Annotated in this window: 15 protein-coding genes; 10 read left to right on the top strand and 5 right to left on the bottom strand. The window is 51.8% G+C overall.

Annotated elements, in window-relative coordinates; genetic code table 11:
• Positions 1 to 13 precede the first annotated feature (13 nt).
• The 3 genes from ACJY2G_RS02580 to ACJY2G_RS02570 all read left to right on the top strand — a co-directional run bounded on the left by ACJY2G_RS02580 (position 14) and on the right by ACJY2G_RS02570 (position 2,789).
• Positions 14 to 505 carry a GNAT family N-acetyltransferase gene (locus tag ACJY2G_RS02580; RefSeq protein WP_430320310.1) on the top strand — a complete coding sequence of 164 codons (492 nt, stop codon included), beginning with the start codon at positions 14 to 16 and terminating at the stop codon, positions 503 to 505.
• Positions 506 to 617: 112 nt separating this feature from the next.
• A complete protein-coding gene (locus tag ACJY2G_RS02575) occupies positions 618 to 1,097 on the top strand; it encodes a 2TM domain-containing protein (protein ID WP_112288955.1) in 480 nt (159 codons plus the stop codon).
• A 189-nt stretch (positions 1,098 to 1,286) separates the two neighbouring features.
• The gene (locus ACJY2G_RS02570; protein ID WP_430320311.1) at positions 1,287 to 2,789 is read left to right on the top strand and encodes a diguanylate cyclase; all 1,503 of its coding nucleotides are present in this window, start codon (positions 1,287 to 1,289) and stop codon (positions 2,787 to 2,789) included.
• Positions 2,790 to 2,858: 69 nt separating this feature from the next.
• Here ACJY2G_RS02570 and ACJY2G_RS02565 read toward each other — a convergent pair whose 3' ends face one another.
• Together ACJY2G_RS02565 and ACJY2G_RS02560 are read right to left on the bottom strand one after the other, a co-directional pair.
• On the bottom strand, positions 2,859 to 3,131 hold the full coding sequence (locus tag ACJY2G_RS02565) for a hypothetical protein (RefSeq protein ID WP_113875950.1): 273 nt from the start codon (positions 3,129 to 3,131) through the stop codon (positions 2,859 to 2,861).
• A gap of 90 nt (positions 3,132 to 3,221) precedes the next feature.
• Positions 3,222 to 3,950: a DUF3053 domain-containing protein gene (locus ACJY2G_RS02560; RefSeq protein WP_112288952.1), complete on the bottom strand. Its 729-nt coding sequence runs from the start codon at positions 3,948 to 3,950 to the stop codon at positions 3,222 to 3,224.
• Between the two features lie 176 nt (positions 3,951 to 4,126).
• Here ACJY2G_RS02560 and ACJY2G_RS02555 point away from each other — a divergent pair, with 176 nt between their 5' ends.
• Complete coding sequence (locus ACJY2G_RS02555) at positions 4,127 to 5,188, top strand: DUF1615 domain-containing protein (protein ID WP_430320391.1); 1,062 nt, start codon at positions 4,127 to 4,129, stop codon at positions 5,186 to 5,188.
• Between the two features lie 365 nt (positions 5,189 to 5,553).
• Positions 5,554 to 5,766: a transcription antiterminator/RNA stability regulator CspE gene (gene cspE, locus ACJY2G_RS02550; RefSeq protein WP_056781364.1), complete on the top strand. Its 213-nt coding sequence runs from the start codon at positions 5,554 to 5,556 to the stop codon at positions 5,764 to 5,766.
• 683 nt (positions 5,767 to 6,449) lie between these two features.
• On the opposite strand, the gene ACJY2G_RS02545 is transcribed toward cspE, so the two are convergent.
• The 3 genes from ACJY2G_RS02545 to ACJY2G_RS02535 form a co-directional block, all read right to left on the bottom strand.
• Positions 6,450 to 6,587, bottom strand: coding sequence for a hypothetical protein (locus tag ACJY2G_RS02545; RefSeq protein WP_430320312.1), 138 nt, complete (start codon positions 6,585 to 6,587; stop codon positions 6,450 to 6,452).
• A 514-nt stretch (positions 6,588 to 7,101) separates the two neighbouring features.
• A complete protein-coding gene (locus ACJY2G_RS02540; RefSeq protein ID WP_244220231.1) occupies positions 7,102 to 7,263 on the bottom strand; it encodes a hypothetical protein in 162 nt (53 codons plus the stop codon).
• Between the two features lie 178 nt (positions 7,264 to 7,441).
• Positions 7,442 to 8,692, bottom strand: a complete 1,251-nt coding sequence (locus tag ACJY2G_RS02535; RefSeq protein ID WP_120161497.1) for an L-lactate MFS transporter — start codon at positions 8,690 to 8,692, stop codon at positions 7,442 to 7,444.
• Positions 8,693 to 9,053: 361 nt separating this feature from the next.
• Here ACJY2G_RS02535 and ACJY2G_RS02530 point away from each other — a divergent pair, with 361 nt between their 5' ends.
• From ACJY2G_RS02530 to ACJY2G_RS02510, 5 genes are all read left to right on the top strand, one after another.
• The gene (locus ACJY2G_RS02530; protein ID WP_439291161.1) at positions 9,054 to 10,103 is read left to right on the top strand and encodes a FecCD family ABC transporter permease; all 1,050 of its coding nucleotides are present in this window, start codon (positions 9,054 to 9,056) and stop codon (positions 10,101 to 10,103) included.
• Entirely contained in the window at positions 10,100 to 10,876 is a 777-nt protein-coding gene (locus ACJY2G_RS02525) for an ABC transporter ATP-binding protein (protein ID WP_430320314.1), read from the top strand. The genes ACJY2G_RS02530 and ACJY2G_RS02525 overlap by 4 nt, the downstream gene beginning before the upstream one ends.
• Before the next feature lie 14 nt (positions 10,877 to 10,890).
• Positions 10,891 to 13,023 (top strand): TonB-dependent receptor, encoded by a 2,133-nt coding sequence (locus ACJY2G_RS02520; protein WP_430320315.1) that lies wholly within the window; start codon positions 10,891 to 10,893, stop codon positions 13,021 to 13,023.
• Positions 13,024 to 13,041: 18 nt separating this feature from the next.
• Complete coding sequence (locus tag ACJY2G_RS02515) at positions 13,042 to 14,055, top strand: ABC transporter substrate-binding protein (protein WP_430320316.1); 1,014 nt, start codon at positions 13,042 to 13,044, stop codon at positions 14,053 to 14,055.
• A 155-nt stretch (positions 14,056 to 14,210) separates the two neighbouring features.
• Positions 14,211 to 14,441, top strand: coding sequence for a hypothetical protein (locus tag ACJY2G_RS02510; protein WP_120161506.1), 231 nt, complete (start codon positions 14,211 to 14,213; stop codon positions 14,439 to 14,441).
• The last annotated feature ends 18 nt before the right edge of the window (positions 14,442 to 14,459 follow it).

The raw sequence follows: 14,459 nt of genomic DNA, 5'->3' as shown, positions 1-14,459 counted from the left end.
CAGGGAGTGTGCGATGAGTCATTCTGTCTTAATTGAACGCTTTTCTGCCGCAGACCAGCGCGGCGTGATTGATGTGATTTTGCCGATTCAGAATCAGGAATTTGGTATTCCGATAAGCGAACAGCAGCAACCAGATTTGCACGATATTCCGCAGTTTTATCAGCGCGGAACCGGGGATTTCTGGATCGCCCGCTGTAACGGAAAAGTGGTGGGGACGCTGGGCCTGAAAGATATCGGCAATGCTCAGGCGGCGCTGCGCAAAATGTTTGTGAGCGCGCCTTATCGTGGCCGCGATTACGGCGTGGCGGCATTATTGCTGAAGGCGTTACTGCAACATGCACAGGCTGAAAAAGTGAAAGACGTTTTTCTGGGCACGACCGACAAATTTCTGGCGGCCCATCGTTTTTATGAAAAGAACGGATTTCAGGAGATACCGGTATCCGCGTTGCCGGAAGCTTTTCCGCTGATGGCGGTAGACAGTAAGTTTTACCGGTTAACTTTCTGATCACTAAGGCTGTCAGCGGGCTGTCGTGTCTGTGTCAGGTTGCTGTCGTGTTGATTTCTGATCCGGCGTTGCATGCTGATTAGGTGTTCAACATTCACTCTAAGGATTAATTATGAATCAGAGCAAAATCAGGCAACTTCGGATTTCCCGTGCATGGTCTCAGGAACAACTGGCAGAGCTTTCTTCGCTCAGCGTTCGCACAGTGCAGCGCATTGAGAACGGCGAACAGGCCAGCCTCGACACGCTTGGTGCTATCGCAGCAGCGTTTGACATCAAAGTTTCAGAACTGACGGAAAACGATACGCGAGATGGCAATTCGCCGGAACACGCGCTTGACGATCAGATTGAAAGAGCCAGGCAACAGGTGGCGGAGGAAAGCAGTTTTTACCGCTCTGTTCTGTTGTGGGCGGTGGTCAATGCGGGTCTGTTCGCGCTTAACCATTACACCTCGCCGGATTCCTTCTGGTTCGCATGGCCACTATGTATCTGGGGCGGTATTCTGCTGCTGCGCGGTTTACGCATTTTTGTTTTCCGGGGAACTGTAGAGCGCTGGCAGAAGGCGCGTTTACAGAAGTTAATCCGCAAACCCTGAGCAGTAAAAAGGCCAATGTGCAATTTTTAATCGCCAGTAAAACCGTCCTGACTGCGGCATATCAAAACCATGAGTAAACATACTGCTATCCTCTGTAATATTCGTGGTCATTTGCTCAACGGACAGAGAATGCGGCAGCACCGGCGGTTTGCTTTTGATCTTAAGAGATTGATATTGCTTCTGGCGCTTGTGAGTACGGTTATTACCTTGCTCACCAGTTATCTGGCAATTTTTCAGGTAGAAAAAAAACTTCTCATCGAATCGTCATTGCGGGCGAGTCAGTCGTATGCGGCCAGACTGTCGCTGACGGCCGATCTGTTTTTCAATGCGGCACAAAAACAGGTGGCCTACAGCGCGGATTTGCTGGGTGATGAATTTGATAATAGTGATGCCATCACCGAAGAAGCTGACCGTTTACAGGTACAGAGTAAGCGTTTCAGCTCGGTGCTGGTGGTGGATAAAACCGGTGTGGTGCGCGCGGCCTCCAGAAATTCGGCGGAGATGGTCGGTTTAAAACTGGTATCCGGCGCCAATACGGCAGCACTTTCAACCCAAAATCCGGTGCTCAGTTCGCCGTTTCGCACCGCGCAAGGCAATCACATCATGGTGCTTTCCTCGCCCATTCGTAATGCGCGCGGCGGTTATCTGGGGTACCTGGCGACTGAAATTGATCTCAGCAAAAGCAGTATCGTCGATACGCTGATTAATGCCCGCAATTACCGCAAAGACGCCTATATCTATGTCATCGACCGCGAGGGCGATGTGTTGTATCGCGACGCATCGGGATGGATCGAAAGCGTGCCGCAGGGCCATGTGAATAAGGCGCTGTTAGGCGATCGTGAGCAGGGTTTTCTGCTTATGGACAATCTGCAAGGTGAGGCGTCGCTGGCGGGTTTCGCCACCATGGAAGTGGCAGGCTGGACAGTGCTGGTGCTGCATCCCGCCAGGGCCGATGTGGTGCTGCTGTATAACGTGATGATGCAGGTATTGCTCTACACGCTGCCGATTGTGATTCTTGTTTTCATCTGCATCTGGTTGCTGACGCGCTATATTTCGATGCCGCTTCGCCAGCTCGCGTCCCGTGCTGACACGATGGATTCAGAGGACGTTTCTCAGGAAATTGAACAGATCAACGCCTGGTATTATGAATCGTCTAAGCTGAAAACCGTGATGTTGCAGGGGATCCGACTTTTGCATCAGCGCATCGAAAAGCTCAGCACCGAAGCGCATACCGACCCGATGACCGGTCTGCTGAACCGGCGCGGTTTTTATGAGTTAGTGGATAAACAGCTGACAGAGGCTTCACGGATTGCGGTCATTACGCTGGATATCGATCACTTCAAAAAAATTAATGATACTTACGGCCATGACGTCGGTGACGTGGTGATCACGCAGCTTGCACGCCTGATTCTGGACAGCTCAAGGGAAGGGGATTTGCTGTGCCGCATGGGCGGCGAAGAATTCCTTTTACTGCTGCCCGGCGCGTCAGTCACGCAGGCTATCCAGCTGGCGGAACGGTTACGACGCCAGGTCGAGTCTCATCATTTTGAGGGAGCGGGTAACGTCACAATTTCGCTCGGCGTAACGCATTTCTATCCCGGCAGGGATAATATCGACGGCGCACTGAAAGCGGCGGATAAAGCGTTGTATCAGGCCAAGAATGAAGGGCGTAACCGGGTAATCAATCTGTAATTGCGGATGGTTTTAATAGCGGATAGCGATGAAAAGGCTCAGGCAGATTGCCCGGGCCTTTTTTGTGTTTTAGCGCGAGCCCGGCAACAAAGACTCTGTGCACTTGAAGACATCTTCGCGGAATTTGCGGGAAGCTTCATCCAGATCTGCCTGATTCGCGACGTCAGCGCGGTTGGCTTCCAGCGCCTGATTCACGGCGATAGTAAACGCGTTTTCCTGGCTGGCATTGAGCACATTGCCGACGCTGCCAAACAGCAGGCGCATGGCAGAAATCTGCACCAGAAGTTCACGGTTTACGCGCTCGAGCTGATCAACGCGTTTGTTCAGGGTATCGTCATTCATAGGTGTCTCCTTATTTAATTGCCGCACACCATAACAAAAGCACCGTCATGAAAAAACCGCCTTACGGCGGTCTGTATGCTGGCTGCGGGTTTAACGCACCATTTGTTGCATCTGGCGGCTCAGCTGCATCAGCTGCGCATTCAGCGGCACCAGCTTTTGCTGGATAGCATTGTATTTATCCAGTTGCTTCTGGTTGGCAAATTGAAGACGGTTGCCGGTGATGGTGACATTCTTACCCTGGCTTTTGATGAAATCGGCTTTCTCGACAATCAGGTTCAGCACCTGTGGCAGTAAGTCGAATACCTGTCCGGTGATCGCCGAAGGCTGAACGATGGTTTTATCGTAAGCCTGATCATAGACTTTTTTCAGATCATCAGGCTGTTTCAGTGCCGCATGTTGCGTGTCGGCCTGCGTTTTCAGCAGCGTGATTTTTTCTTTCCATCTTTCGCTGCTGTCCGCCATTTTCTTTAAATCGTCGCGTTGTTCAAGCAGGTTATTGACGCTGTTCACGCCGTTCATCCCTGCAAACACCGGCACCAGTGAGGAATCCAGTTCAATATTCATCTGATGATGAAAGCCGGTGATGATGGCGTAATCTTTACTGTAATCGCCAAACTCTTTCTGCTGCGCCTCGGTCAGTTGCGGCACGGCGAGCACGGGTTTATCCAGAATACGGGTCTGAAGAAAATCGATGAATGCTTTTCGCTGTGCTGGCTCTTTATCGCCACAGCCGCTGAGGGCAAACATCATCAGTAACAGCATAAAAGGCAGCAAAAATACACGGTGCAGGGGTGTTGTCCGGGTCGCAGAATGCATCATTTCCTTGTTCCTTTATCTCCATCATCAGAGCTTTAACCTTAACGCATAAAGATAATTTTTTGCTAGATCAGCATGGCTATCTTCGTTAACGTCACTCTCAGAGTCATTAATTCAGGGAATGTATAACTTTGAAGCATAAGTCATTTTCGATAAAACACATTGCGCCAGTGCTGGCTATGTTGATCCTTGCCGGTTGTACATCAACGAAAAAAAGTGAGGCACCGGCGCAAAATCCGCATGATGTGAAAGCGGACATTGTGCGGCTGATGCCTGCCAGCGCGCCGGACAAAAAAGGCTGGGCGACAGACATTACCGCCGCATTCACCACGCAAAACATTCCGGCGACTACCGAAAACATCTGTTCGGTGCTGGCGGTTGCGCAGCAGGAATCCAATTTCAATACCGATGCGCCTGTGCCGGGCTTAGGCAAAATTGCGTGGAAAGAAATTGACCGTCGCGCCGATGCGGTTCATGTGCCTCATTTCCTGGTGCATACCGCGCTGCTGTTAAAATCGCCGAACGGAAAATCCTACAGCGAGCGACTGGATAACGTAAAAACAGAGAAGCAACTGAGCGCGATTTTCGATGACTTCATTGATATGGTGCCGATGGGACAGACGTTGTTTGGCAACCTGAATCCGGTGCATACCGGCGGTTCGATGCAGGTCAGCATCGCGTTCGCTGAGCAGAATGCTAAGGGATATCCGTATAAAATTGACGGCTCAATTCGCCACGAAGTCTTCAGCCGTCGTGGCGGTGTGTGGTTCGGCGTGAAACATCTGCTGGGCTATCCGGCAAACTACTCGCAATCACTTTACCGCTTTGCTGATTTCAATGCCGGCTGGTACGCCAGCCGTAACGCCGCGTTCCAGAGAGCGGTCAGTAAAGTGTCTGGCATTCCGCTGGCGCTGGACGGCGACCTGATAAACTACGGCACCGATAAACCGGGCAGCACTGAGCTGGCGGTTCGCACGCTGAGTAAACGTCTGGATATCAGCAACGGCGCAATCCGTAAAGCGCTGGAAAAGGGCGAGCAGCTGGAATTCGAAGACACGACGCTCTATAAGCAGGTTTATGCACTGGCGGATAAAACCACCGGTAAACGTCAGCCGCGTGAAATGCTGCCGGGGATTACGCTGGAAAGTCCAAAAATTACCCGCAAACTGACCACCGCCTGGTTCGCAAAACGGGTAGACGGGCGACGTGCGGACTGTGTAAAACGCGCTAACGCCAGCTAATGTAAGGTAAAGATTCTTAAAGCCTGTCAGATATTGGCAGGCTTAATATCCTCCTGATCAGGCTGCAGCCACCGTCAGCGGCGGGCTGTGCGATATTTCATACAGAAATACAAATCCCATGAATATAATTCCGATGAAATTAACGCTTGCTTAATAAATCCCACTATGTGTAAATAGCGTCAACGGTTTGTGGTTAAGACCTATTTATGTAAGACATTTTAGTAAAGCAGTTCCTGGTTCAAGTGATATAGCAAATCCTTTCTCCGACGAATTTCCTTCTCTGATGCATCCATAAGTATTTCAAATAAAAACAGACCTATATTGCCCTATGGCATCATAAAATAAAAACGAAGAAGGTATTTCCTATGTCTAATAAAATGACTGGTTTAGTAAAATGGTTTGACGCTGGTAAAGGTTTCGGTTTCATCAGCCCTGCAGATGGCAGCAAAGACGTGTTCGTTCACTTCTCTGCAATCCAGAGCAATGATTTCAAAACCCTGGACGAAGGTCAGAACGTTGAGTTCACCATCGAACAAGGTCAGAAAGGCCCATCAGCCGGTAACGTTGTCGTTCTGTAATGTCGCCAGATATTGAAGTGAATACTCTGCAATAGCGAAGATGGGTTAAACCCGGAGCAGACAGAATAAATATTTCAGTATCGACATACTCAATGACAAAAATAAGCCCTGGCCAACGCCGGGGTTTATTATTTAAAAGCTTCTGAATTTATTTCCAGGAGCCACAACAGAAAAGCCGGTTGAATTATTTATCTCCCAGTCGATTTTTCTGTTGTGAAAAGGCCGTGCTCAGGCCGTGCAATGTCGGAGTGTACGATGGACGCTTGCACCATAATATGACGGCCGGGAAAGCACCGGCACTTCTTCCCTTCATACTTCAAGCCGCAGCTGCGTTGGCCGCACTCAGTCACCCGAATCACTTACATAAGTAAGCTCATCGGGACTCTTTCTCTTGCCGCCTTCCTGCAACTCGAATTATTCGTGAATAAGAGCAAATCGCTCATCTCCCCAAATGTTTTGTAGATATACTTTTATCCAATCCAATCCAATCCAATCCAATTCAATCCCAATGGCTGCTTTGCCGGAAAACAGGCAAAAAAAAGCCCGCACGCGGCGGGCAAAATAACAGGGTTCTACAGGGGTATTACACAGGGACATCACACAACATTTGATGGATTTAAGATATCAAACGCTGTGTATGGTTTTGTCATCACCCGGTAAGGTTAGTCCAGCAGATGTAAGGCTTATTTGTCGGCGTAGTGTGAGATAACCTGATCGATTTTGGCGTCCGCCAGCGCAATTCCTTTCTGAATCAATGATTCAGAACCTATGCTTACCAGTACAATGACGACGGCAACAATCATTAATCCTTTGTAGGTCATGTTTCAATCCTTCCGCTTTGACTGCTCAATGGCAGCATTATGCGGCGATACCGGTTGTATCGCCACGTGGCAAAACGGAAAACGGAAGAAAAAACGTTACGCGGCCAGGTGGCTGACAGTGAAATGCGTGACCAGACCGATGATGATCAGTAGCGCAATCGCAGCGGCGGTATAGAGGATAATGCGTTTAGGGCTGTAGAATTTCATTTAATATCCTTATTTTTCTGATGCATACAACGTTACAGGATTAGAGAAACTCCATCATCAAAGCCATCATGTAACCGATCCCGACAGAGCCTCCGGCCATCATTAACCAAAATGCAGTTGCCTTCATTTCACACTCCTTGTGTAGGTTTGATCATTCAGATAATCAATTCACCGCAGAAATTATATCAAACATAGAAATTATAGGGATAAATATCTGCTCTAATTTTGATCACTTAGTCTGAAAAATCTCATGAAGTGCGGTCAGGAGGACGTTTGACCGCAAAACAACCGGGCAAGCGCAAAGGATTTATTTCAGGTAATCGCTGCTGGCGGTCAGTTTGGTGTGCGCGCTGGCGTCGATGGTTGTGGAAGGGCGGGTACCGCTTTCACTGGCTTTACGGTTAATTTCGGAAGCCACTTCCTGTGCGCTGGAGGGATAAGCCTGGGCGAAACTGTTGAAAGTAGTCATTACGATTATCAGGCTAAAAAGAGCGAGGGTGGTGCGTTTCATTTTGCAGGTGTCCGGTCTGTTCACATTTTGTCATAAGGGTTGCGTGATTCAGCGGCCGATTTTAACTGCTTTATTCATAAGAAACGGGAGCAAATTGTGCTCCCGTTCATCATTTATGCTGCGCTCAACTGCTGCTTTACACGTGCTGGAGCGTATTATGACCTGCTTCTGATTTATTCGGTAAGCGAATCGTGGCAGAAAGAACCAATGATACGATCAATAATACGGTGATGATGCTGAACGTCACTGCGAAGCCCCCGAACAGGGAAGCGACCAGGGAAGCAAAGATGCTGCCGATACCGAAGCCCAGATACAGCAGACCGTAGTTTTTGGTCATGTTGTTCAGGCCAAAGAAATCGCTGACCAGCGACGGGTAAACCGTAATGGTACCGCCGAAGCTGAAGGCGACGCAGGCGACGGAGAAGAAGAACATCATCTCGTTCATCTGAGTGAACAACATCAGGCTCATCCCTGCCAGTGACACAATCTGCGCGATGGAAATAACGCGGATACGCTGCATTTTGTCGGACAACACACCCAACACCAGACGACCACTCAGGTTGGCAATCGCAATCACGGTTACGGCGTTGGCGGCGGTCATTGCATCCAGTTTTACCAGGCTCTGACCGATATCTTTCGCCACACCAATCACATATAAACCGCTCATGCAGGCAGTCAGGAACATCAGTGCCAGCATCCAGTATTGTGGCGCGCGGATGGCTTCTGCCAGGGTGAAATCGCGGGTGTCATTGGTGCTGTCATTCAGGCTGTTTTCTTCGCGGGTGACGTCTGCGGTTTCCTGTTTCGGCGCATCTTTCATCATCATTGCGCCGGCAATAACCATCACCATCGCGATGCCGCCCCAGATCATGAAGGTATTTTGCAGGCCTTCGGTCGCCAGCAGATGACCGCAAACGAATTTGAATAACAGACTGCCCAGACCGTAAGCGCCGATTGAACAGGCGGAGATCAGACCTTTGCGTTCAGGGAACCATTTTACGCAGTTGGTCAGCGTCAGCAGATAACCTGCACCGTCCGCCAGACCGACCAGCACACCAGCGCTGATGTAAAGCATCAGAACATTGTCGGAATGTGCAGTCAGTGCAAAACCGGCAGCCATCAGCAAACCTGCGGCAATGGTCACGGTGCGCACACCAAAACGTTCCTGAAGTTTACCGGCGACCGAAGAGGCCAGCGCCAGACACAGGCTCAGGATCCCAAAGGTCAGTGCCACGCGGCTCACCGGTTCACCCAGTTTCTCAGACAACTGACCGTTAAACAGACTCCATGTATAAACGGAACCCAGTGCAAGCTGAGTCAGGATAGTGCCGATTAACGTCAGTACGCGTGTGCGGTTGTAATTCTGGATGCCAGATTTGTCACTCATAGTGGGTTCTCCCGAGCGAAGTAGATTCAATTAACTGTGGCTATGATAAGTCTGGCGATGTGGGGCGGCGCATTTGCGGAGTGAGATGCACGAGTTGCGGAATGAAATGCATCCATGACGGTATGAGTCGCCATTTTGGGGCTAAAAACACCCTGAAATTGGACTTAAAACACCGCTGCAGCCCTTGCGGGGCGCGGGTTTTAGTTGATCTGGATCACTAATCCGTCATTTAGTTTTTTCAGACCCAGTTACAAATTTTGTTACAAAGGTTTCGTTGTATCATCTGGTATATAACGTTGTGCTCACCGGCATTTGGTCGTACCCTTCCGGCACTCCTCATTTTTACTTTCAGTGCTAACAAATGACTCTTTCTGCGGAACCGGCGCCTGCGTCACCGCTCCAGCGCGCCCGACTTCTGACGCCACGCCGGTGTTTTATTCTCAGCCTGCTGCTGTTGCTGGTAGGAATAATGTATTCACTGACCATTGGTAGATATCCGATTTCATTTGGCAGATTGATGAATTTCATCGGCTCTGATGTGTCAGCGCCAGATCACGCGCTGCTACATAACATTATTATTGATTCACGTTTGCCACGGATTGTGGCAGCGGTGCTGGTTGGCGCCGGGTTGTCGGTTTCCGGTGCAGCTTATCAGGCGGTGTTTCGTAATCCGCTGGTGTCGCCGGGCTTGCTTGGCGTGCTGAGCGGCTGCGCATTCGGCGCGGCACTGAGTATTGTGGCCGGACTGAACGGTTTGTGGATCCCCGCGCTGGCCTGTGTGGCGGGTTTACTGGCGGTGGCGCTGGGTGTGGGTATCGCCAGCCTGTTTGCCTCACCGTCCATTCTGATGCTGATCCTGGGCGGCATCATCAGCAATGCCTTGTTTACCGGACTGTTGTCGATCGTGAAATACGTCGCTGATCCGCAGGATCAGTTGCCAGCGATTGTGTACTGGATGCTCGGAAGTCTGAGTGCGGTCGATAATCACGCGCTGTTGCTGACCGCGCCGGTGCTGGTTGTCGCCATTGTGCTGCTGGCCGCTATCGGGCGGGTGCTGGACGTGATGACACTCAGTGAGGATGAGGCATACAGCCTTGGCGTGCCGGTGCGTTTTTACCGCTATGGCATCATTATTCTGGCGACGCTGATCTCTGCGCTGACGGTCAGTATTGCCGGCATGGTGGGCTGGGTCGGGTTACTTATCCCGCATCTGACTCGTCTGCTGGTGGGCGCGAGTAACGTCTGGTTATTGCCGGTGGCGGTCTGTCTGGGCGGCTGTTTTCTGCTGCTGTGCGACGGTCTGGCGCGGACGCTGGCACCGGGCGAAATTCCGCTGGGCATCATCACCGAACTGCTCGGTGCGCTGGCATTTATCGCGCTTTTGAAAACTGTCCGGCGGGGCTGGGCATGACTGCTTCTGTTAAACGTCTCTCGGTTAAAAATCTCTCATATCAGCTGGGTCAGCGCACCTTGCTCGATAACATTTCTTTCGACCTGAAGGCCGGAGAATGCGTGGCGTTACTTGGCGCGAACGGGGCGGGAAAAAGCACGCTGCTGAAATTGTTGCTGCGCTTGATAGCGCCCGCCAGCGGGCACATTGAACTGGCTGGAATGCCGCTTCCCACCCTGAAACGGCGCGAAATAGCCCGTCATATTGCCTATGTCCCGCAACATCATCAGCCCCATTTTCCTTTCACTGCCTGGCAGGTGGTCATGCAGGGAAGATTGCCCGTAAATGGCATGGTCAGAAGCCCGTCGCCGCAGGATATTTCGCGCGTTGAGCTGGCGTTTGAAGAAAACGGTATCGCGCATTTATCTGCACGCATTTACACCGATCTTTCCGGCGGCGAGCGCCAGCGGGTGCTGATCACACGCGCGCTGGTGCAGGACACGCCGGTCATTCTGCTCGATGAACCGGTGAATGGCCTCGATTACGGCCATCAGTTGCATCTGCTGATGCAGCTTAAAACCCTGGCTGCAAAAGGTTACACGTTGCTGATGATCACTCATCAGACGGAACACGCACTGATGGCCGCCAGCCGGGCATTAGTGCTGCACGAAAGTCGGCTGATAGCCGATGGCGCGCCGTCAGAAGTGGTGGACAGTGCGTTGATTTCCCGCATTTATCAGACACAGGTACAACAAATCGATCTGAACAGCGGACACCGTTTTTTTATTCCTTAAGGGACTGAACACAAATGCAAAGTAAAATAAAGGCGCCGCTTCTGGCTGGCGCTTGCGGACTTCTTTTGTCTGCAGGATCTGCGCTTGCAGGGGGAACTTCCGACACCATTACGGTTAACGGCAGTGCGAAAAATGCCGACACCGCTGCCGGGGATCCTTCCGCTTCCAGTTCGCAAAGCGCCACGATGGGCGTGCTGGGCAAACGCGATGTGCTCAATACGCCTTATTCCGTACAGTCCGTGCCGGAAAGTGTCATCACCCGCCAGCAGGTCAAAAGCGTCAAAGACGTGTACAAATATCTGCCATCGGTACAGGGTGACGGCGCCCGCCCGCAGACGCGTGGGATCCAGGGCAGCGTGGTGCAGAACTCAATGATCGACGGACTGAATGTCGTATCGACCACCGATTATCCGGCGGAACAGTTCCAGCAAATTGAAGTGCTCAACGGGCTGGAGGGTTCTCTTTACGGGCCGGCAAACCCGGCAGGGATGTTTAATTTTGTCTCCAGACGTCCGGGCTACACCACGAAAAACAGCCTGACGCTGGGTATGGGAACCGGGATTTCCGGACTAGGAGCGCTGGATTTAAGCGGTCCGCTGGACAGCGGCGAGCGCGTACGTTATCGCCTGAATCTGCTCAATGATCAGGGTGGAAGTTATACCTCCGGCAGCAGTAAAAAACGCCAGCTTGCCAGTCTGGCGCTGGATTTTCAGCTCACCGATCAGACCGTACTGGAAAGCAATTTCAGCTATTACCGCTATGTGACAAAAGGCCTGCCTGGCACCTTTGCACTGGCGAGCGGCGTGGCATTCCCGAAAGCCATGAACCCGACGCAGCGTAACCTGGGGCAAACTTATGCCGGTGATGACAATCACACCAGCACCTACAGCGCGCATCTCAAACATGATTTTGACGGTAACTGGCAGTCGGATATTGGCTTCCTGCATCAGGTTGCCGATCGCCAGTCAACGGCGGTGACCAATACACTGGTCAATAATAAAGGCGATTACAAAACCACGGTGTCGAGCGCGACGGCGACGCGTTTTGTCATCAACAGTTATATGGCGACCCTGAACGGCACTGTGAATACCGGCTGGCTGCAGCATGATGTAGCCTTGGGGATGCGCGGTTTCGTGTGGAAAAACTACAACCCGATTAATGGCGGTACAGCGACGCTGGGCAGCGGCAATATCAATGATTTGCAACATTTCGCCGAGCCGGATTACCCCGATTTCTCTGACCGTTATCATTCCGCGACCAGCACTCAGCAGGCATTCTCGGTGGGCGATACGCTGACCTTCTCGCCAAAATGGAGCCTGTTACTGGCAGGCAGCGAAAGTTTCCTGACCTCGGCGAACTATGCCAAAACCCGTCAGCGCACCAGCGACTCAAACGACAGCGGTTTCAGCGGTTCGGCCAGTCTGATGTATAAACCGGTTGATAACCTGACGCTTTACACCACCTACGCCGACAGCCTGCAACAGGGTGATACCGCGCCGGCTGGCTCGACCAACGCAGGGCAAATCACCGCACCGTACCGCAGCAAGCAGATTGAAGTCGGCAGCAAATTGCGTGTCGGTAAAGCGAATCTGTCGGCGGCGCTGTTCCAGATTGATCGTCCGTTTGCTTACACGTTGCAGGATGGCGAGTTTGCCAACGACGGCAACCAGCGTAACCGCGGACTGGAACTGATGGCGGATGGCAACGTGAGCCGCGACGTGCATATTTTTGGCGGCGTGACCTTCCTTGATCCAAAACTGCGTGATACTGCGTCGGCATCCAGCGAGAACAAACAAATCGTCGGCTTGTCCCGTGTGACGGCAAATCTGCTGACAGTCTGGAGTCTGCCACAGTTTGAAGGATTGGATCTGGACGCGAACGTGCATTATGTCGGCAAACGCCCGACGGATAATGCCAACGATAACTGGGTCGGCAGCTACGCAGTGTTTGATGCCGGAAGCTGCTACCGCACGCGTCTGTTCAATACCAACACCACGTTCCGCTTCGATCTGACTAACCTGACCAATCGCCATTACTGGACCAATATTGTGCCCGGTGGCCTGAACGGTTACAGCGGTGCGGGTAATGCGTCTGCACAACTCGGCGCGCCACGCATGGCGCAGGTATCGATGCAGCTTGAGTTTTAAGTCCTCTGAGGAATAGAAATGAAATTACCGACAGGTTTGATTCTGGCGCTCGGGCTGAGTCTTTTCAGTCTGGGCAGCATCAGTGCAACCCGCGAAGTGACGGATGATTCAGGAAAACAGGTTTTGCTGCCTGCCAGGGTAGAACGGATCGCTGATGCCTGGTACGCGCATCATTCCCTGCTGATGACGCTCGGCGCAGGAGGGGAAATTGTTGCTACGGTAAATCATCCCGAAAGCCAGCCGTGGATGTTTCACATTCAGCCGTCACTGAATCAGGCGCTGTCGGTAAAAGGCACCACCTTTAATGCTGAGAGTTTGCTGGCGATGAAAGTGGATGTGGTGTTTGTCAGTGCCGGTAACCGTGATGCGGTTGCGCTGCGTCAGGCTGGTTTGCCGGTAGTTGAGATGAAATTCACCGATTTCGATTCCATGAAGCGTTCCCTGCGCACCACCGCGCAGGTGCTGGGCACGCCGCAGGCTGCAAAACGTGCAGAGGATTACATTCATTATCTGGACAATCATTTACAGACGATTGCCTCGAAAACGGAAAGCCTGACCGTACAGCAACGTCCGCGAGTATTACATATTCAGTCCCTGAATCCGCTGAAAGTGGACGGCAGCGATACGCTGATCGATCAGTGGATCCGCGCAGCAGGCGGGCGTAATGCGGCCGACGGGCTGAAGGGCAATATGCAGTCGGTCTCCGCTGAACAACTGCTGGCGTGGCAGCCGGATGTGATCATTCTGGCGGCCAGCGCCGGAGATATTTCAACATCGGCGTATGCCAGTCAGTTTGCGCTGCTGGACGCGGTGAAACGGGGGCGCGTGTGGCGAAATCCGGCAGGCGTTTTTCCCTGGGATCGTTATGGCACGGAGACCGCGTTACAAATCCAGTGGGCGGCTCAGAAGCTGCATCCGGCGCTATTCCCGGATCTGAATATGGTGCAGGCCACCCGGGACTTTTACCGCCGTTTCTTTGATTATCCCCTGACGCCGGAAGAGGCACAAAAGATTCTGGCAGGGAAATTTTAAGCGGATTAAAAGCCGCAATATTTATTTTTCAAATTGTCATTTTTTCAAGGTTTTAGCCCCTGTTGCAAGGATACACTTCCGGCGTGCATGAGGGCGTATGCATGCTGGTGTTGACGAGTGTCAACGGGTGGTTATACTACAGCAACAGGAGGCCAATGAAGGCACATCCTAATAAACATATTCACGCAGCCATTGAATATGCGATTTCTAAAGGCTGGCATTTTGTCGGTGGCGGCAGCAGCTCACACTGCTTTGGTCGGATTCGGTGTGGGATACCTGCTCATCGGGAACATATGATGAGTATCTGGTCTACTCCCCGAAATCCGGAAAATCATGCTGCTCAGATCGTCAGAAGGGTAGAACCTTGCTCTCCCGATAAGCCGTAATTTTAGGCGGGAAACCGC

The sequence above is a fragment of the Rahnella sp. ATs2 genome (assembly GCF_051851855.1).
Taxonomy (GTDB): domain Bacteria; phylum Pseudomonadota; class Gammaproteobacteria; order Enterobacterales; family Enterobacteriaceae; genus Rahnella; species Rahnella variigena.
Note: the sequence above shows the minus strand (reverse complement) of the source record. Positions and strands in the feature narration are given on the sequence as shown.